Below are 17,082 nucleotides of genomic sequence, written 5' to 3' on the forward strand. Positions count from 1 at the left end.
CAGATGGAATTATTGTAATAGCTTTTGCAGATGATCCAGGCTGGTTTGCGCGCGGCGCTTCCAGGTGTATTGCGCGGCGTCTTGCCTGGCCTGCGCGCCCAACCGTGCCCGCAGCTTCTCATCCTGTACCAGCCGGCCGACCTTGTCGACCCAGTCCGCGCCATCTTCGGGTTCGCAGAAGCAGACATTCTTTTCTGAAAGCACTTCGTGGAAGACCGGGATGTCGCTGGCGGCGATGGCGCGCCCGCTGGCCAGGTAATCGAACATTTTCATGGGGTTGATGACGCGCGCGATGTTCCCGCCGCTGGAACCGGAGATGGAGCGGTTGTAGGGCATCAGCAGGATGTCGGCCGCGGCCTGGTAGAGCGGCAGGCGGCTGTTGGGAATGAAGCCGGTGATGGTCACGTTGTGCAGGCCGTCCTGGGCCAGTTTTTCCCGCCAGGGGGCAATGTCCTCCGGGCGGCCGCCCATCCACAGGAAGTTGACCTGCGGCAGCCCCTGGGCCAATGCCAGCAGCACGTCCATGCCGCGGCCGGGGTAGAAGTGGCCGGAATAACCCACCGTCAAGCCGTCATTCAAACCAAGCTGCCGGCGCGCTTCTTCAGGCGCGGGCAGGTCTTGGTAGCGTTCCAGTTCCACGCCGTTGGGCGCGATTTGTAATTGGTTCTCTTTGAAGGTAAAGCCGTATTGTTCTTCCAACCCGTCCGCCAGCGCACGCGTGGTGCACAGCGTTAGCCGGGGATTCTTGTGACGGATGTAGCCACGGAATAAACGCGGGCCGAGTTTGCCCATGGGAAAGTCGTGGAATTCCATCACAGCCGGGCGGCCGCGCTGCAGCGCGAACAGCGCCGCCTGCAGCGACCAGGTGTAGATCACGTCGGCGCCCCAACGGCGCGCTTGACTGACCGCGTTCCAGCTGAAATCGTACTGCTTGAAAGCGCGCGTGAAGGGCAGCCAATCCACGGGGAAGGGCGTGCGCAGGCCGTACACGTCGGCCAGCTCCTGCCAGTCGCCGCGCTGAAATTCCGGCAGCCACAGGTGCACGTCCTGATCGAGCTCCTTGAGGGCGTGCACGACCTTCATGGCCTGAATGCTGTTGGCGCTGCTGGAGGGAATGACGGAAGTGGTGATGCAGGCGATCTTCATGCCGGGTTGGCCTCCAAGTCGATTTTTTCACGGTGATTAACTTCCTGCAATCCGCGCCAGACGATCAGACTAACTGAAATGACGAAGAAGGCCGAAAGCAGAAAGGCTTCCGAATTTAATCCAAGGCGCGGTACCAGCAGGAAAGCCAGGCCGACTTTGGCCAGGCCGGCCCACAAGGTATAGCGGTAGGGCACCAGCGGCATGCCCAATGAAAGCAGCAACGGCCGGTTCCAGAAGAGGATGTTGGCGAAGCCCAACCCGACCAGGAAGATCAGCATGGGCACGTAAGCCGGTTGGAAATCGACGCCATAGAAGGAGAGCAGCCAGCGCCCCAGCACAGCCAGGCCCAGCGCGCAGGCGCCGGTCCAGGTGCCGGAGATGAGCGTGATGCGTTTCAGCAAACGCCGCAGCAGGGTCCAGTCGCGCCGGATGACCGCCTGGTTGATCTCCGGATAGGTGGTGGAAATGAAGGGTGTGATGGGTATCTGCACCAGGTTGATGATGGCCAGAGCAACTTTGGCGTAACCGACTTCCACAGGGGAAAGGAAGAAAGCGATCCATAAGGCTTCGTTATCGCGCACCAGCATGATGATCGTGCTGCTGATGTTGGAGCTGAAGGCGAAGCTGAACAGTTCTTTTAAAGGTGGCAGGTGCGAGAAGGAGGCTTTCCACCAGCCTTTGCCAAGGGCGCGGTTCATTTCATGATAGCCCAGCACGGCGGTTCCCAGCCCCAGCACGAACTTGCCGATCAGGTAAGCCAACACTACTTCCATCATGCCGCGTTGGGAGAAGAATGACCACACGATCACGCTGGCGGTCAGGATGGAGCTGATCAGGTTGACTATGGCGTAGTTGCGGAATTTGTTGGTAGCCTGCAGCACGCCGGTGGAAGTTTCAGTGGCAAAGTTGGCCAGCACCATGGTGCCGTACAGGATAAAGAGCGGGGCGGTGGTGGGGTCGTCGGCCAGGCGCTCGGCTACAATAGGCGCCAGTAATACCAGAATCAGGAAAGATAGAATCGCGCTGCCTGTCTCGCCCAGAGCGGCTACTTTGACCACGGCCGCGGCGCGTTCCGGCTGGTTTTGGCTTTTGGCTTCGCCGAAATACTTGACCACCAGCTCGTTCATGCGGAAGGAGAACAGGCGGTTGAGCGTGGAAGCGAATGCGGTGATGGTGCCGACCACGCCGAGACCGGCCACGCCCAGCAGGCGTCCGGCCAGGATGCTTTGGAGCATGCTCAGGCCCATGCTGAGCACATTGCTGCTCAACAGGTAACCGGAATTGGCGAGGATCTTTTGCAGCAGCTTATCCGTTTTGAGGATATGCCACCACTTCCCCAGGAACTTCATTCAGTATCCACCTGACTGGCCCAATCGTATTCCTGCCGGTACCAGTCCACTACGTTGCGCAGGCCTTCGTCCAGCGAAACCTGCGGCTTCCAGCCCAGCATTTGCTGTGCTTTGCTGGTGTCGGCCCAACTGGCGGACATGTCCGCCGCGTTTTCGGGATAGTATTTTACAGCGGCCTTTTTGCCGATGATGGTTTCGAATTTGTGGATCAGGTTGTTGATGCTGATGGATTCGTGCCCGCCCAGGTTGATGATCTCATAGCCCAACGGTTTGAGCGCCAGAATGGTACCGCTGGCGATGTCGTCCAGGTAGGTGAAACCGCGTGTCTGCTCGCCGCTGCCGAAGACCATTACTTCGTGGTCTTCCATAATCCACTTGGCAAAGCGGAACATGGACATGCCCGGGCGTCCGGCGGGGCCGTAAACCGTGAAGTAGCGCAATACGGTCACGTCGATGCCATGCAGGTAATGGTAGCTGTAGCCCAGCGTCTCGGCTGCTTTCTTGCTGGCGGCGTAGGGCTGCAGCGGCAGGCTGGAGCCGGCCGTTTCAGGCGTGGGGTAGGGCGCGTCCTCGCCGTAAATGCTGGAGGTGGAGGCCAGGATGAATTTCTTAATGTCGTTATGCCGGCACATTTCCAACAGGTTGAGCGTGCCGGTCAGGTTGGTGTCGTAATAGGACCAGGGATCCGAAACGGAATCGCGCACGCCGGCCTTGGCGGCCAGGTTGATGATGCCGTCGATGCTCCGGTGTTCGCGCGCGATCTTGTCGAGCGCGCCGCGGTCGCAGATGCTGTCCTGGTAGAAGCTGAAGGTCGGAAAATCCTGCAGCCGCTCCAGACGCCAATTTTTCAGGCGCAGATCGTAGACCGGGTCGAGGTTATCGATGCCGATGACCTGATGCCCGGCGGCCAGCAGTTTTTCGCTGACTTTGGAACCGATGAACCCGGCAGCGCCGGTGACCAGATAAGAACTCATCAGAGTCTCACAACATTATCATTTTTCTGACCGTGCAATCCCAGCGCGTTGCGGGTGTCCACGATCAACCTGGCGTCCGCCAGCATCTTTTGGTAGTCGTAAGCGGAGTGGTTGGTGACGATTACCACGCAGTCGGCCGCCTTAACGGCGCTGTCCAGATCGCTGACGCTTTCCATCTTGACGCCGTCGTGATTGAAGGATTTGATGAATGGATCGTGGTAGCTGACCCGGGCGCCTTTTTGCTCGAGCAGGTGGATGATATCCAGCGCCGGGGATTCGCGCAGGTCGTCGATATTCGGTTTATAGGCGATGCCGATTACCAGCACATCCGAGCCGTTGAGGGCTTTCTTGTGGGTGTTGAGCGTGTCCTGCACCTTGCTGACGGTGTAGCGCGGCATGGAAGTGTTGATCTCGGAGGCCAGTTCAATGAAGCGCGCCGAGTAGTTGACGGTTTTCAGTTTCCAGGAAAGATAGAGCGGGTCGATGGGAATGCAGTGCCCGCCCAAACCGGGACCGGGCAGGAATTTCATATAGCCGAAGGGTTTGGTAGCCGCGGCTTCGATCACTTCCCATACGTCCACGCCCAGGCGGTCGCACATGATCGCCATTTCGTTGACCATGCCGATGTTGATCATGCGGAAGGTGTTCTCCAGCAGCTTGGCCATCTCGGCCACTTCGGCGGAGGAAACCGGCACGACCGTTTCCAGCGCGCTGCCGTACCAGGCTTTGGAAACTTCCAGGCAGGCTGGCGTGATGCCGCCCAGCACTTTGGGCGTGTTGGTGGTGGTCCAATCCGTACGGCCGGGGTCGACGCGTTCGGGAGAGAAAGCCAGGAAAAAGTCCTTGCCGACCTGCAAGCCTTTTTCTTCCAGCTTGGGCAGGATCATTTCGCGGGTGGTGCCGGGGTAGGTGGTGGATTCCAGCACGATCACCATGCCCTTATGCACGTATTCTTTCAAGGAGTCGGAGACGGCCAGGATATAGGAAAGGTCGGGATCGCCGGTCTTGCGCAGCGGGGTGGGCACGCAGATGCTGACGCCGTCGATCTCTGACAAAACGGAATAATCCGTGGTGGCATTCAAATTATCGGATTCAACCAGTTTCTTGATCTTTTCATCCGGGATGTCGAGGATGTAGCTCTTGCCGTCTTTGATCTGCCGGACTTTGGACTCAATCGGGTCGATGCCGGTCACTTTAAAGCCGCTTTCGGCGAATACCACCGCCAACGGCAGGCCGACATAGCCCAATCCCAACACGGCTACGTGCGCAGTTTTTCCTTTAAATTTATTGATTAATTCCTGAGCCTGATCCATATTTTCACCTTTTAGAAAAAGCTTAATTGCGTGGCGTTGTCCTCGTCGTTGGAGGCGGGGGCATCCGTATGCGCGGAGGCAGACTTACGCGCCTTTTCGACCAGCGCGGAAAGCTGTCTGAAGTCTTGCATGATGGTTGGTTTGATGTTGGGCTGGTGCAGTCCGGCGGCGGGATGGTACATGGGAATGATGAAGCGGTTGCCCATCCAGGAGGCATGACCATGAATCTGGCTGATCTTGGCATCCTTGAAATAACGCGCCATGGAAAAACGCCCCAACGTAACAATGATGAGCGGGTTGATGGCCGCGATCTGCTGGTCCAGGTAAGCCTGGCAGGCTTCCAATTCAACCGGCTGCGGGTCGCGGTTGCCGGGCGGGCGGCACTTCACCACGTTGGTGATGAAAACCGTTTCACGGTCAAAACCACCAGCCGCCAGCAGCTCATCGAGGAACTTGCCCGCCTGGCCGACAAAAGGACGGCCCTGCTCGTTTTCGTGAAAACCGGGGCCTTCACCTATCAACATAATTTCCGCGTTGGCAGGACCTTCGCCGGGGACGGCGTGTTTGCGCGTTTGCGCCAACACGCAGTTTTGGCATGTATTAATTTGCGCTGCTAAATCCCGCAAAATTTCTTCAGAGTTCACCGTTCATCCTTTCTATAGCCAGAATCAAAAAAACAATCTGCTTGCGCTCAGGCCTGGTTCAAGGCAGGCGTATTGAGGGTATGCAGATAAATCGGCGCTAAAGTGACCACATCATCGACCTGTCCGGCTTTGAAGCGCTCGGTGGTCAGCACGGCCAGCCTGGCTGGACGGCGCACGCAGTCGGCCGGATCGGGCAGCAGGGCGTTGCGCCAGCGGCGCTCCAATATCCTGCGTTCCTCCGGTTCGAGCTCACCGCAGACCAGCGTGGGGCTGTCGATGGCGGTTTCCAATTCCTGCGCGGTAGTGATGGATATTTCGCCGGAAGATTTCCAGTGGTCGTTCTCGGCCAGATAAGTGCAGGCTGCCAGGCGTTCCCGGCCGGCGCGCAGCACGGCGATCAGGGGAACATCCTGCACAGGCAGTCCGGCGGCAGTGATGTCCAGCGAAGGGATGCCGATGACCGGTATGCGCTGTGTGAGGGCCAGCCCTTTGGCAACCGCCAGGCCGATGCGCAGGCTGGTGAATGAACCCGGGCCGAGCGCAACGCCAATGGCTTCCAGATCGCTGATCTGCAGACCGCAATCCTGCACGGCTTCCTGAATGGCAGGGGCCAGTTCAACGGTATGGCGGCGGCTGGTGCGCCAGACTTTTTCATACAAAATTTGCGCGTCTTGCAGCAGCGCAATGCCCATCCATTGGGTTGAAGTGTCAATTGCCAGGATCATCAGAAGCTCTTCATTACATCATTTCTTAGTTTTTCGACCATACTTTCAAAGCGGCGGCCGTGCGGCACAAACATAAGGCCGCGTTGTTCGTCGGCCAGGTATTTCATTTTAATCCACAGGTTTTCCTGCGGCAGGACTTCCTGTACTCTTTCGGCCCATTCTACCAAAAACGGCCCATCCATGATCATGCCGGTCAGATCCAAATCCTCCGCTTCCAGGGCGTTCTGTACGCGGTAAGCGTCGAAGTGGTTCATTTCAAGCCCACCCATCTTGCGGTAGTTGTTGACCAGCACAAAGGTTGGGCTGGTGACGGCGTCCGGGCTGCCCCAGCCTTCGGCAATGCCCTGCACCAGGGTGGTCTTGCCGGCGCCCAATTCACCGCTCAGGCAGACCACATCACCCGCCTGCAGGGATGAACCCAGGCGGATGCCGATGCGCCGGGTTTGATCCGGGCTGCGGCTGATGAATTCAAAAGAGTTAGGTTCCAGTATTGGCATAATCCTATTTTAACGTGAGTTTAGCGTTTTACCTGGTCGATAATGGCGTGCGCGATGTCGCGCGAGGCATTTGGCCGCGCCAGCCGTTTGGCGTTGGACACGGCTTGCAGGCGCTGGTCGGGATGATCCAGCCAGTCTTTCAGCGCCAGGATGATATCTTCGATTTCCGGCGCCCAGATGCCCGCGCCCTCATCAATCACGTAAGAGACGTTGCCTTCCTCCTGCCCCGAAATGCGGTGGTAGAGGATGATGGGCAGCTCGGCGATTAACGCTTCGCTGATGGTGCCCGGCCCGGCTTTGCTGACCAGTACATCCGCCGCGCGCATAAAGTCGGGCATGTCTTTAACGAATCCATAGATGTAAGCGGGAATATCCCATTTATGGTTCTCAAGCTTTTCCTTTAAATGCTTGTTCCTGCCGGTAACCACCACCAGTGCGGCATCCAATTTGGCTTCGTTGATCTTCATGGATACTTCGCCCAGCGGGCCCATGCCCTCGCCGCCGCCGACCAGCAGGATAACCACTTTATCCTGCGGCCAGCCCAGTTTTTCACGCAGTTCCTGCTTGCTGGCCGAAGAGCGCGAGAAGCGGTCCGCCACCGGCAGGCCGATCACGCGCAATTTTTCCGGGTTGATGCAGGTACGGATGGCGTTCTGGCGGGCTTGTTCGGTGGGCACAATGATCAGGTCGGCCTGATTGTTGAACCAGGCGGTATGGGTGGAGACCAGGTCGGTCACCACGGTGACGTAAGGGGTATTGTCGCGCTTCTTGCGTTTGGCGCGCAGGAAGGGGGTGTTGATGAGCGGGTGCACGGAAACAATCACGTCACAGGGATGCTCGCGGTGCAGCTTGTACATATACAGACGAATGTAGGGCCATAACATGGCGTAGATCACGCGCATGCGGTCCGGGTCGTCGCTGGTTTCAAAGGCGCGCCCCCACAGGTAATCCATGCGCGACATGGCCGGATAAGTCGGCCCGGCCAGGTTCAGGGGCGGAGGGGAATAATCCAGGAAAAAATCTACCATTTCATAACTGAATTGTCCGGGAAATTCCAAATTAAGGGCTTCAATGATGGCTTCTGATGCGCTTCGGTGCCCGCCGCCCGTATCCGAAAATAAAAATAGGATATGGGGGTTAGTTTTTAAGGTCGTCATGTTCGCTTGTTTTTCCTAGGTTTTTTTTCAAACGGTTTTTTAGCTCACGCCTGGTCAACATGACATGCCGGCCACAGGTCAGGCATTCCAAACCAATATCTGCACCCAACCGGATTACTTTCCAGGTATATCCCCCACATGGGTGCGGTTTTTTTAACCGTAAGATATCGTTCATATCCAGGTCCGGGAGCATGGCTCGATTATATCGCAAGTTGTCTTTGGGCCGGTTTACGATTATAGTTAACCCATGTTAAACCAATCCCTGCCATCCATCCTATCCGCGGTGATTACTCTGTTAATCGCCTTTACTTTCCATGAATTCGCGCATGCCTGGACAGCCACGCGCTTGGGCGACGATACGCCGCGCCTGTTCGGGCGGTTGTCGCTCAACCCGCTGCGCCACCTGGATTTCATGGGTAGCCTGATGCTGATTTTCACCGGTTTCGGCTGGGCCAAACCGGTACCCATCAACCCGCACAAACTGCGGAATTATTCGCCTTCCGCCCTGATGCTGACAGCCATTTCTGGCCCGCTGGCAAATTTCTTCCTGGCTATTTTGGCGGCGATTGTTCTGCGAACCGGCGTGGTCAACAACATACCCGCCGTGGGCGCCTTCCTGCCCACGCCGCGCTATTTCCTTTTATATTTCCTGTATACCAATTTAGGGTTGATGATCTTCAACCTGCTGCCGCTGCCCCCTTTGGACGGCGAGGAGATTTTGGTCTACCTGCTGCCGGCTGAATGGGAACAGAAATGGGCCGCTATTCGCCCCTACGGGCCTTACTTGTTGATTTTCCTGCTGCTGGTTGGTCCGATGATCGGCTTTAGCCTGGTGGACGCGTTGATTAGCCCGATGATCCAGGGGCTGGCCCGAATCCTGATTGGAGGCTGAGGTGAGCATTCAAATAAGCATTATCGGATTGGACCGTGTAGGCGTTTCAGCCGCCATGGCGCTGAGCGCGCGGCATAAGGATATTCGCTGCAAAGGCTGGGATCCGGACAGGGAAAAGTGCATCGCGGCCGACGCGCTAAAAGTTTTTCAACCGGTCTGCCAGGACATAAAAGATACGGTAAAAGACGCAGCGCTGGTGCTGATCACCCTGCCGCCGCAAGCTTTTCAATCTGCGCTGGCTGATTTGAAAACGGCCGGATTAAATTCCGCCATCCTGGTAAACCTGTCGGCGCGCCACAGCGCACCGGCGGCTTCGATCGAAGCAATCTTCGGCGCGGACGCACCCTATATTTCCATGCTGCCGGCGCTGAATCCGGATTGCCTGGCGGAAAAAGACAATGAAAGCGGCGAGGCACGCGCCGACCTGTTCAAGGGCGGGCGCATCACCATTTCCACTTCTCCACGCGCTTCGGAAGAACTGCTGAACCGCGCTGCGGTTTTGGCAGTGTTGTTGGGCGGCCGGCCGGTGTTCGCGGAAGCGGGCGAAGTTGACGGATGGGCGGCGGCCAATCTGCTGCTGCCGGAACTGGCAGCCTGCGTTTTGATGGACGCTGTCAGCGCACAGCCCAGTTGGCGTGACGGCCAGATGCTTGCCGGCGCTTCGTTGGCCGCGGCCAGCGCTCCCTTAACAAAATTGCAGGCGGCGGATTGGGCGCAAATTGCCCTGGCAGACAGCCAAAATTCGCTGCGGGTGCTGGACAATCTGGAGGCGGCGTTGGGGCATTTGCGCCAGGCACTGCTGGATGAGGATCAGGCAGCCCTGGAAGAAGCGCTGCGCCAGAGCCAGTCCGCGCGCTTGAATTGGCTGGAGAAACGCCGGCGCGGTATTTCAGCCGGTAAAGCGCCTACCAGCATGCCCAGCGACGAAGACGCACTCCGAGCTTTATTAAATCCGAATCAGTAAATTTGCGAGGAGGGTATGGCATTTTACTGCTACCTGTTGGAATGCGCTGACGGAACGTATTACTGCGGTTGGACCAAAGATGTGGAGCGGCGCGTACAAACCCATAACCGCGGGCAGGGCGCCCGCTACACGCGCGCCCGCAGACCCGTCAAGCTGGTCTATATGGAAGAACTGGAAAATCAGTCGGAAGCCATGCGCCGCGAACACCGCTTGAAACAAAAAAGCCATGAGGCAAAAACCCTCCTGATACACCAATACGAAGAGAGAATTCATGAAGCCTGACATCGAAAAATTTCCCGATTGGGAGATTCAGGTAATCTCCCCCGGACGGGTCAACCTGCTGGGTGAGCAAGCTGAAACCAACCAAAGCGTAATGCTGCCAATTGCCATTGACCGCGCCGTGCGCCTGGCCGCGCGCCCGCGTACCGACCGTACGGTGACAGTGGAGTCGCTTAGTTTGGGCGAGCGGGTTAGTTTTCAATTGGACAATTTGCAGGCGCGCATGGACAGCAACGGACAACCGCTGCCGGCTTGGGCGCTTTATCCGGCCGGAGTAGCCTGGGCGTTGAGCGAGGCAGGCCTGGCGGTGGGCGGGTTGGAGGCAGTGATTGAGTCGGATTTGCCGGTTGGTGCCGGACTGGGGAGTTCTTCCGCATTGGAGCTGGCTTTCGCGCTGGCCTGGAGCAAGGCAGGCGAATGGCAGGTGGAGCGCGCGCAGTTGGCGCGCATCTGCCAGATGGCGGAAATCCAATACGCGGGCAAGAGCTGCGATCTGATGGATCAGTTTACCTGCGCGCACGGCGTGGCGCGGCATGCACTGCTGTTCGACATGCGCAGTTTGCAGTGGCAGCCGCTCCCTATGCCACCCAATACCGTCGTGATCCTGGCGGATTCGGGAGCACAACGCGACCCTACTCATTCCGAGTTCAACCGGCGCCGGGCTGCCTGCGAACAGGCCGTACAGGCACTGCGGGAAGATTTTGCGGATATTCACGCGCTGCGGGACGTCAGCCTGGCCCAACTGGAGACTTTTACCGACCGTATGCCGGCGGAAATGTATCAGCGGGCGCATCACGTGCTGACCGAAATGGAACGAGTGCGGCAGGCAGCCATGTGTTTGCTGCAGGACGACGCGGCCGGTTTTGGCCGGCTGATGAACGCCAGCCACGCTTCCCTGCGGGAGGAGTTCGAGGTCAGCACTGTCGAGCTGGATTGGCTGGCCGAGCGGGCGCAGGCAATGAGCGGCTGTTACGGCGCGCGCCTGACCGGCCCGGGTTTTGGCGGCTGCACGGTCAACCTGGTGGCGGCCGATCAAAGCGAGGATTTTATGCAGGCTTTGCGGAAGGGCTTTGAAGCGCAATTCGGGCGCGAGCTGCCGCTGTATGCCTGCCAGGCCGGCCGCGGCGCGCATTATAAAGGAGCGTAAAAAAAGCCGCGAGAGCGGCTTTCTTTTTAGGTGAGTTGGCTGAGCTTGTCGAAGCCAACAATTAGCGATTGCCACTTCGACAAGCTCAGTGAGCAATCGCTTCTATCTCTCTGTGATGTGTAAACTATAAAAATGTTTCAATCGGTGAAGACGGGCAGGTGGCCGAGCGCGATGATTTCCTGCCAATCGCTTTCGTCGCCTTCGGTAAAGATGGCGGCTTCCAGCGCAATTTGACCGCCGGCTTTTTCCAAAATGGCACGCATGCCTTCCAGCGTGGAACCGGTGCTGATGACGTCATCTACGATGGCGGCTTTCTTTCCTTTGATCAGGGCTTTATCCTTTTCGTCCAGGATTAGCGTTTGGGGTTTCCCGGTGGTGATGGAGAGGGTTTCTGCCTGGATGGCGTCGCCCATGTAGATTTTGTAATCTTTGCGCAGGACCACGTAGGGTTTACGTGTTTCCACGGATAGGGCATGAATCAGCGGAATGCTCTTGGATTCGGCTGTGACCAGGACGTCGTAGTCTTTGTCGGCGAGTTTCTTGGCTAACTCTTTGGCGCTGGCGGTCACCAGTTCGGTGTCGCCCAGAATGTTCAGGATAGCAATCTTCAGGCCCGGCTTGATTTCAAACAGGCGCAGGTTGCGTTTGACTCCTCCAATCTCGATGGGATAGGTTTCGCGATTTTCTGACATTATTCCCTCCAAGAAGGTGAGATTTATTTTTCGGATGAAGTGTATCACAACCCGCTCAATTGTATGGAGGACTTTGGCTTGGGAAAGATGAAAAGCTCTTTTGACCACAGATGAACACAGATAAAAAGATAATCGTCTTATGGTGGATGAACACAGATGTGTAACCTGGGGCAGCGTAGGGCGTGTTTCTACTTTTGCCCACCGGGGCAATCCCGTCGAAAAACATATTGGCGCTTTCAGAAACGCGCTCTACGTCGCGAGTTAATATCTGTGTGTATCTGTGTTTATCTGTGGTTCAAAAACCAGCTGAATGGATGGCTTGCATCCCCCTCACCCCTGACCTTCTTCCCCGAGGGAATGCTTCACGATCCCCAAGAGGAGAGGGAGAGAAGTATTGGCGCGTTATGAAACGCGCCCTACGCCAGGATGCCAATGATCAATATCTGTGTGAATCAACCATCGTATTAAGTTTTTTATCTGTGTCTATCCGTGGTTAATAAAAAAAGAAAATAAAAATCCCCTCCTGATGAAGGGGATAAGATTTAAAACGAGAGCCGGAGACGCCGACCCCGGCCCTCTCATAAGGAGGAGAAGAAGAGAAGTCGCCCTTGAGATTAATATACCGTCAGGTCATCTTTTCTGCTTGACGCTATCCCTACGCTTACCCTACGATTTAACCCCCATATTTACCCCTTTTATATGGTTCTGAGCCTGTCTTGATGCCTTGTGTTCGATATGATTATTTATATAATAGGGATTCGTTCCGCTAACATTGAAAGGAAGGGAAATTGATCAATCAAGTTAATCAAGATAAACCGATGGCTGTGGCTATGGTGGATGGAAATCCGGCGGGGGCGGTGGTGATCGCCGCCAGCGACGTGGGCCTGGCTTACGTCAGCTTTCAGGGATTGCAGGATTTCAAGGCGTTGATCCTGGATAAAGCCAATATCCCCAGCACGCGTTCGCTGGAGTTGGCGCACGCGGCCGGCCGCCAAATTCAGGAATATTTTGATCGCAAACGGAAAATCTTTGACCTGCCTTTGGATTTGGAAGACCTGCCGGACTTTCGCCGGCGGGTGCTGCAGGAAACCGCGCATATTCCCTACGGCACTGCCATCACCTACGGCGAACTGGCCGCGCGCATCCAGCAGCCCAAAGCCGCGCGCGCGGTGGGCGGCGCGCTGGCGCGCAACCCGCTGGCGATTGTCATCCCCTGCCATCGCGTGGTGGCAAGCGACGGGAGCATGCATGGTTTCTCCGCCGCGGGAGGCATCGCTACCAAGATTGCGCTGCTGCAATTGGAAGGCTGCCGCATCCAAGGAGATCGGCTGGTGCGCTGAAAAAGCGCCGCGCGATTTTGGGGAAGTACTCTATAATTGAGACATGAATCTAAATAATCCTGAAGAATTTCGCTGCGGTTTCGCGGCGGTGGCCGGACGGCCGAATGTGGGTAAATCTACCCTGATCAATGCCCTGCTGGGGCAGAAAATTGCGGCGGTTTCACCAAAGCCGCAAACCACCCGTGTCAATCAATTGGGCATTCTGACGAATGACGAAGCCCAGGTTGTTTTTGTCGATACACCTGGCCTGCACCTGCCGCACAATAAATTGGGCGAGGGTATGAACGCGGTGGCCGCGCAGGCGCTGTCTGACGCGGATGTGGTGCTGTGGCTGGTGGACGCCAACCAACCGCCGCATGAGGAAGACCAGATCATTACCGCGCGTTTGGCGGAAATGACTGAACTGCCGCCGGTGCTGCAAATCCTGAATAAGACCGACCTGATCAACGAGGACGTGCTGGCAGAGCGGTGCGTGGAATATGCGCGTTTGTTTCCAAAAATTACCCAGATTTCAGTCAGCGCCCTGACCGGAAAAGGCCTGCCGGAATTACTGGCGGCCGTAACCGCCCTGCTGCCGCAAGGCGAAGCGCTCTTTCCCGACGATCAGATAACCGACCTGTATGAGCGCGATATCGCTGCCGACCTGATCCGCGAAGCTGCCCTGGAGCACCTGCGCGAAGAAGTGCCTTACGCGCTGGCCGTGCGCATCGATGATTACCAGGAACGCGGGGAAGAAGGCGCTTTCATTTCCGCCACCCTGTTCGTGGAAAAGGATTCCCAAAAGGGTATCGTGATTGGCAAGGGCGGTTTGATGCTGAAGGAAATTGGCAAATCTTCGCGCGCCGCTATTGAGAAAATGTCGGGCCGCAAGGTGTACCTGGAACTGCGCGTGAAGGTCAGTAAAAACTGGCGCAGCAATCCGGCTTTCCTCAAACAAATGGGATATACGGATCTGAACGAGGATTCATGATCAATGCCTGGCTGCCGGCCTTTATTGCCCTGGCGGCCGCCGATTGGCTGGCTGTGTGGCATGGCTGGCGCCGGGTGGGGTACCTGACCAAACCGGCCGCGCTGATCCTGCTGCTGATTTGGTTCGGCACTGTGGGGCATTTTCAAGGTGCTCTGCTGCCATTCGGAATTGGATTTCTGTGTTCGCTGGCGGGTGATATCCTGCTGATGGCAAGCTACCATTACTTTCTGCCCGGTATGGGGGCTTTCCTGTTGGCGCATATGATGTATATCCTGGCTTTCAATCATCCCCAACCAACGCTTTCACCGGTGTTTTTTGTTTTGGGGTTGCCGGTTCTCATCGTCTGGCTGCTGATCCTGAATCGTCTGGATAGCGCCATGCGTGATTCCGGGGCGCATAAGCGCATGCGTATTCCGGTGGCTGTGTACAGCGGGGTGGTTGCGCTGATGCTCTTCTCGGCCCTGCTGACCTTGTTCCGCCCGGATTGGCAGCTGCCGGCCGCGGTGCTGGCTGCCGCAGGTGGATTTCTCTTTTTTATCTCGGATACGATGCTGGCTTATGATCGCTTCGTGCGGCCTTTTCCGCGCGCACGCTTTTGGGTGCGCGTCACTTACCACACCGGCCAACTGGGGCTGGCCGTGGGCGCGCTGCAGCATTTTTTGGATTGAGTTTGTCTTTTTAGTCTTTACTGAGGGGGCGGAAACCTTCCCCCAACGCCTCATTGGCCTGCCCAATGACCATGAATGCCTGTGGGTCGATCTCGGTCACGATGGTCTTCAACACGCTGATCTCGGCACGCGAAAGCACGCAGTACAACATGGTGCGGGCCTGGCCGGTGTACCCGCCCGTGCCCGGGATGAGGGTTACGCCGCGTTCCAGCAGGGTACAAATGCGTTCGGTAACTTCCTGCGGTTTATTGGTGATGATAAAGGTGGTGCGGTAGAGGCTGTTGCCCTCCGAGACCATTTCGGCTGCCAGGCCGGAGATGTAGATGACGATCAAGCCGTACAGCGCGCGGTCCCAGCCGAAGGCGAAACCGGAAGCCAGCACCACCACGCCGTCGGTGATCAGGTAAGCCTGCGAGATGGCCACCCCGCGGTAGTGGTTGAGGATGCGTCCCAGGATATCGGAGCCGCCGCTGGTGCCGCGCCCGCGGTAAACGAACCCCAGGCCGATGCCGAGCAGCACGCCGCCGTATAAAGCGTCCAGCAATATGTCTTCGGTCAATCCGTTGCGCGGCAGGATGAAGGCCAGGCCGTCGGTGAAGACCGAGAACAGGATAACCGCCGCGGCGGTGCGCAGCGCGAAGCGCCGCCCGCCCAGATAGCGCCAGCCCAGCGCCAGCAGGGGCAGGTTGCCTATAAGCACCATCACGCCGATGGGCAGGTTGGTGAAGTAGTTGACAATCTGCGCGGCGCCGCTGATGCCGCCGCTGACCATCAAGCCGGGGATCAGGAACAGGCGCATGGAAACTGCCTGGATGATTGAACCCATGGCGATGAAGAGGTAATCGATCAACCGCTGTTGTTGGTTTACGAATTTTCCCAATATGCGCATATTTGCCTGCTAATTTTAAAAATAATTGGATGTGCGCAGATTATAAGCGATATGGTGCGCAGGCAGCATGCCGTTCAGCGGTAGACTGGCCGGGACGTTCTTCCTGACTTGATTCAGAAGGGATTTGGGATAAAATTTGAGTAGAGGGAAAGTTAGCTCGCATTTGCTTGTGCGCAAGCGTGGGAAGATGATGAACGGGTGACTTTCCCTCGCTTTGCTTTAAAAAGGAAACTACCAATAACTAGGGGTACACACAGCGGAAACCGCGGTTGACGCCGGGGGAATGCGGGTCGTGCGCCAGGCGGTTGCCCGGGCGGGCGAAGCGGTAAATGTCCAAATAGCTGGCTCCTTTTAGCACCTTCTTCTCCCCGCTGATCGGGCCGGTCGGGTTGCTGTTCGGCGCGTACTGGTAGTAATAAGGATCGTACCAATCCCATACCCATTCACGCACGTTGCCGCCCATGTCCAGCACGCCGTACGAGCTGGCGCCCTCCGGGTACTGGTTCACCGGGGTGGTGTCGCCGACGATGTTGTTGGCGTTGACCTGTGTCTCAGCGGGCGAGGTATTGCCCCAGGCAAATTTCAAGCCTTCCGTGCCGCGCGCGGCTTTCTCCCATTCGGCTTCGGTGGGTAGGCGCCCGCCGCTCCAGGCGCAATAATCCTGGGCGGCCTGCCAGGCGACATACACCACCGGGTGATCCGTAAAAGCCGGGTCGGTATAGCGCGGGTTGGTCTGGTCGCCGGCACTGTAAACGCAGGCGCCGGCCTGCACGCATTGGGTATACAGCGCGTTGGTAATTTCAGTCTGGCTGATCCAGAAAGCATCCAGTGTGACCGTGCGCTGGGGGACTTCGTTGGTTTCCAGGTCGCGGTCGTATTTGGAGGTGCCCATCACGAATTCACCCGCCGGAATGTAGACCAGGGTCATGCCGGTCAGGGGATGCGCGATGGTATTGTCGGACCCGGATGGGGTTGGCAGGGGTGTGGCGGCCACAACCGGCAGGCCGGCCTCCGGCAGAGTACCGCCTGCGGGCATGGGTGTGATGGTGGGAATGGCTGTCATGGTGGCCTCAATGGCATGCAGCAGCTCGCGCTGGGTGGTCTGCGTGGCGGCCAGGGCCGGGTCGGGAGTGGGCGAGGCCAGGGGCAGTAGTTGGCAGGCGCTGAACAGCAGGGGCAGCAGGCTGAGGGTCCATTTTTTCATTGGGTTCACGTCCGGATACAGGGATTGACTTGCTTGCAGATATTGTATCATCGCGCTGGGATGCCTGTTCAAAAGACAGAAATTGACTGTTTTTATGCAAAAGTCTTTCCCCTTTTGCGATTTTATCATCAATAAAAATGAAAGAAAGGTTAGCTGTTATTAATATAACGTTAATGAAGAATTTGTAATTTTTAAGGTTCGTAATATAAATTGCCTATTGACTTTTGTATAT

General features: G+C 57.1%; 19 protein-coding genes. 7 read left to right on the top strand and 12 right to left on the bottom strand.

Features of this window, described 5'->3' with window-relative positions; translation table 11 throughout:
* Window positions 1-9: 9 nt before the first annotated feature.
* The 9 genes from Pelsub_RS03620 to Pelsub_RS03660 are packed head-to-tail and all read right to left on the bottom strand — an operon-like array spanning window position 10 to window position 7,998.
* The gene (locus Pelsub_RS03620; RefSeq protein ID WP_116225888.1) at window positions 10-1,146 is read right to left on the bottom strand and encodes a glycosyltransferase; all 1,137 of its coding nucleotides are present in this window, start codon (window positions 1,144-1,146) and stop codon (window positions 10-12) included.
* Window positions 1,143-2,495 carry a lipopolysaccharide biosynthesis protein gene (locus tag Pelsub_RS03625; RefSeq protein WP_116225887.1) on the bottom strand — a complete coding sequence of 451 codons (1,353 nt, stop codon included), beginning with the start codon at window positions 2,493-2,495 and terminating at the stop codon, window positions 1,143-1,145. Before Pelsub_RS03625 ends, Pelsub_RS03620 begins: the two co-directional genes overlap by 4 nt.
* The gene (locus Pelsub_RS03630; protein ID WP_116225886.1) at window positions 2,492-3,469 is read right to left on the bottom strand and encodes an NAD-dependent epimerase/dehydratase family protein; all 978 of its coding nucleotides are present in this window, start codon (window positions 3,467-3,469) and stop codon (window positions 2,492-2,494) included. Before Pelsub_RS03630 ends, Pelsub_RS03625 begins: the two co-directional genes overlap by 4 nt.
* Window positions 3,469-4,782: a nucleotide sugar dehydrogenase gene (locus Pelsub_RS03635; RefSeq protein WP_116225885.1), complete on the bottom strand. Its 1,314-nt coding sequence runs from the start codon at window positions 4,780-4,782 to the stop codon at window positions 3,469-3,471. The genes Pelsub_RS03630 and Pelsub_RS03635 overlap by 1 nt, the downstream gene beginning before the upstream one ends.
* An 11-nt stretch (window positions 4,783-4,793) precedes the next feature.
* Window positions 4,794-5,426: a uracil-DNA glycosylase gene (locus Pelsub_RS03640; protein WP_116225884.1), complete on the bottom strand. Its 633-nt coding sequence runs from the start codon at window positions 5,424-5,426 to the stop codon at window positions 4,794-4,796.
* 47 nt (window positions 5,427-5,473) lie between these two features.
* Window positions 5,474-6,151, bottom strand: a complete 678-nt coding sequence (tsaB, locus tag Pelsub_RS03645) for a tRNA (adenosine(37)-N6)-threonylcarbamoyltransferase complex dimerization subunit type 1 TsaB (RefSeq protein WP_116225883.1) — start codon at window positions 6,149-6,151, stop codon at window positions 5,474-5,476.
* Entirely contained in the window at window positions 6,151-6,648 is a 498-nt protein-coding gene (gene tsaE / locus Pelsub_RS03650) for a tRNA (adenosine(37)-N6)-threonylcarbamoyltransferase complex ATPase subunit type 1 TsaE (RefSeq protein ID WP_116225882.1), read from the bottom strand. The genes tsaB and tsaE overlap by 1 nt, the downstream gene beginning before the upstream one ends.
* A 20-nt stretch (window positions 6,649-6,668) precedes the next feature.
* Entirely contained in the window at window positions 6,669-7,805 is a 1,137-nt protein-coding gene (locus Pelsub_RS03655; RefSeq protein ID WP_116225881.1) for an MGDG synthase family glycosyltransferase, read from the bottom strand.
* Window positions 7,786-7,998: a DUF951 domain-containing protein gene (locus Pelsub_RS03660; protein WP_116225880.1), complete on the bottom strand. Its 213-nt coding sequence runs from the start codon at window positions 7,996-7,998 to the stop codon at window positions 7,786-7,788. Before Pelsub_RS03660 ends, Pelsub_RS03655 begins: the two co-directional genes overlap by 20 nt.
* 54 nt (window positions 7,999-8,052) lie before the next feature.
* Here Pelsub_RS03660 and Pelsub_RS03665 point away from each other — a divergent pair, with 54 nt between their 5' ends.
* The 4 genes from Pelsub_RS03665 to galK are packed head-to-tail and all read left to right on the top strand — an operon-like array spanning window position 8,053 to window position 11,087.
* Window positions 8,053-8,697, top strand: coding sequence for a site-2 protease family protein (locus Pelsub_RS03665; RefSeq protein WP_116225879.1), 645 nt, complete (start codon window positions 8,053-8,055; stop codon window positions 8,695-8,697).
* 1 nt (window position 8,698) lies between these two features.
* Window positions 8,699-9,661 (top strand): prephenate dehydrogenase, encoded by a 963-nt coding sequence (locus tag Pelsub_RS03670; protein WP_116225878.1) that lies wholly within the window; start codon window positions 8,699-8,701, stop codon window positions 9,659-9,661.
* A 15-nt stretch (window positions 9,662-9,676) separates the two neighbouring features.
* On the top strand, window positions 9,677-9,943 hold the full coding sequence (locus tag Pelsub_RS03675) for a GIY-YIG nuclease family protein (protein WP_116225877.1): 267 nt from the start codon (window positions 9,677-9,679) through the stop codon (window positions 9,941-9,943).
* A complete protein-coding gene (galK, locus tag Pelsub_RS03680; RefSeq protein ID WP_116225876.1) occupies window positions 9,933-11,087 on the top strand; it encodes a galactokinase in 1,155 nt (384 codons plus the stop codon). Before Pelsub_RS03675 ends, galK begins: the two co-directional genes overlap by 11 nt.
* A gap of 137 nt (window positions 11,088-11,224) precedes the next feature.
* On the opposite strand, the gene Pelsub_RS03685 is transcribed toward galK, so the two are convergent.
* Window positions 11,225-11,779 (bottom strand): phosphoribosyltransferase family protein, encoded by a 555-nt coding sequence (locus Pelsub_RS03685; protein WP_116225875.1) that lies wholly within the window; start codon window positions 11,777-11,779, stop codon window positions 11,225-11,227.
* A gap of 788 nt (window positions 11,780-12,567) precedes the next feature.
* Between Pelsub_RS03685 and Pelsub_RS03690 the strand changes: the two genes are divergently transcribed.
* The 3 genes from Pelsub_RS03690 to Pelsub_RS03700 are packed head-to-tail and all read left to right on the top strand — an operon-like array spanning window position 12,568 to window position 14,757.
* On the top strand, window positions 12,568-13,119 hold the full coding sequence (locus Pelsub_RS03690) for a methylated-DNA--[protein]-cysteine S-methyltransferase (RefSeq protein WP_116225874.1): 552 nt from the start codon (window positions 12,568-12,570) through the stop codon (window positions 13,117-13,119).
* A gap of 43 nt (window positions 13,120-13,162) precedes the next feature.
* On the top strand, window positions 13,163-14,089 hold the full coding sequence (gene era / locus Pelsub_RS03695; RefSeq protein WP_116225873.1) for a GTPase Era: 927 nt from the start codon (window positions 13,163-13,165) through the stop codon (window positions 14,087-14,089).
* Window positions 14,086-14,757, top strand: coding sequence for a lysoplasmalogenase (locus Pelsub_RS03700; protein WP_116225872.1), 672 nt, complete (start codon window positions 14,086-14,088; stop codon window positions 14,755-14,757). Before era ends, Pelsub_RS03700 begins: the two co-directional genes overlap by 4 nt.
* A gap of 10 nt (window positions 14,758-14,767) precedes the next feature.
* Here Pelsub_RS03700 and Pelsub_RS03705 read toward each other — a convergent pair whose 3' ends face one another.
* The gene (locus tag Pelsub_RS03705) at window positions 14,768-15,646 is read right to left on the bottom strand and encodes a YitT family protein (RefSeq protein ID WP_116225871.1); all 879 of its coding nucleotides are present in this window, start codon (window positions 15,644-15,646) and stop codon (window positions 14,768-14,770) included.
* Window positions 15,647-15,887: 241 nt separating this feature from the next.
* Window positions 15,888-16,850, bottom strand: a complete 963-nt coding sequence (locus Pelsub_RS03710; RefSeq protein ID WP_158674963.1) for a formylglycine-generating enzyme family protein — start codon at window positions 16,848-16,850, stop codon at window positions 15,888-15,890.
* Window positions 16,851-17,082: the final 232 nt, after the last annotated feature.

The sequence above is a fragment of the Pelolinea submarina genome (assembly GCF_003966975.1).
GTDB lineage: Bacteria > Chloroflexota > Anaerolineae > Anaerolineales > Anaerolineaceae > Pelolinea > Pelolinea submarina.

What these genes read in the sequence shown, in the direction of transcription:
- Pelsub_RS03620 (WP_116225888.1), bottom strand. Translation starts at nt 1,146, where the DNA reads ATGAAGATCGCCTGCATCACCACTTCCGTCATTCCCTCCAGCAGCGCC.
- Pelsub_RS03625 (WP_116225887.1), bottom strand. Translation starts at nt 2,495, where the DNA reads ATGAAGTTCCTGGGGAAGTGGTGGCATATCCTCAAAACGGATAAGCTG.
- Pelsub_RS03630 (WP_116225886.1), bottom strand. Translation starts at nt 3,469, where the DNA reads ATGAGTTCTTATCTGGTCACCGGCGCTGCCGGGTTCATCGGTTCCAAA.
- Pelsub_RS03635 (WP_116225885.1), bottom strand. Translation starts at nt 4,782, where the DNA reads ATGGATCAGGCTCAGGAATTAATCAATAAATTTAAAGGAAAAACTGCG.
- tsaB (WP_116225883.1), bottom strand. Translation starts at nt 6,151, where the DNA reads ATGATCCTGGCAATTGACACTTCAACCCAATGGATGGGCATTGCGCTG.
- tsaE (WP_116225882.1), bottom strand. Translation starts at nt 6,648, where the DNA reads ATGCCAATACTGGAACCTAACTCTTTTGAATTCATCAGCCGCAGCCCG.
- Pelsub_RS03655 (WP_116225881.1), bottom strand. Translation starts at nt 7,805, where the DNA reads ATGACGACCTTAAAAACTAACCCCCATATCCTATTTTTATTTTCGGAT.
- Pelsub_RS03660 (WP_116225880.1), bottom strand. Translation starts at nt 7,998, where the DNA reads ATGCTCCCGGACCTGGATATGAACGATATCTTACGGTTAAAAAAACCG.
- Pelsub_RS03665 (WP_116225879.1), top strand. Translation starts at nt 8,053, where the DNA reads ATGTTAAACCAATCCCTGCCATCCATCCTATCCGCGGTGATTACTCTG.
- Pelsub_RS03675 (WP_116225877.1), top strand. Translation starts at nt 9,677, where the DNA reads ATGGCATTTTACTGCTACCTGTTGGAATGCGCTGACGGAACGTATTAC.
- galK (WP_116225876.1), top strand. Translation starts at nt 9,933, where the DNA reads ATGAAGCCTGACATCGAAAAATTTCCCGATTGGGAGATTCAGGTAATC.
- Pelsub_RS03685 (WP_116225875.1), bottom strand. Translation starts at nt 11,779, where the DNA reads ATGTCAGAAAATCGCGAAACCTATCCCATCGAGATTGGAGGAGTCAAA.
- era (WP_116225873.1), top strand. Translation starts at nt 13,163, where the DNA reads ATGAATCTAAATAATCCTGAAGAATTTCGCTGCGGTTTCGCGGCGGTG.
- Pelsub_RS03700 (WP_116225872.1), top strand. Translation starts at nt 14,086, where the DNA reads ATGATCAATGCCTGGCTGCCGGCCTTTATTGCCCTGGCGGCCGCCGAT.
- Pelsub_RS03705 (WP_116225871.1), bottom strand. Translation starts at nt 15,646, where the DNA reads ATGCGCATATTGGGAAAATTCGTAAACCAACAACAGCGGTTGATCGAT.
- Pelsub_RS03710 (WP_158674963.1), bottom strand. Translation starts at nt 16,850, where the DNA reads ATGAAAAAATGGACCCTCAGCCTGCTGCCCCTGCTGTTCAGCGCCTGC.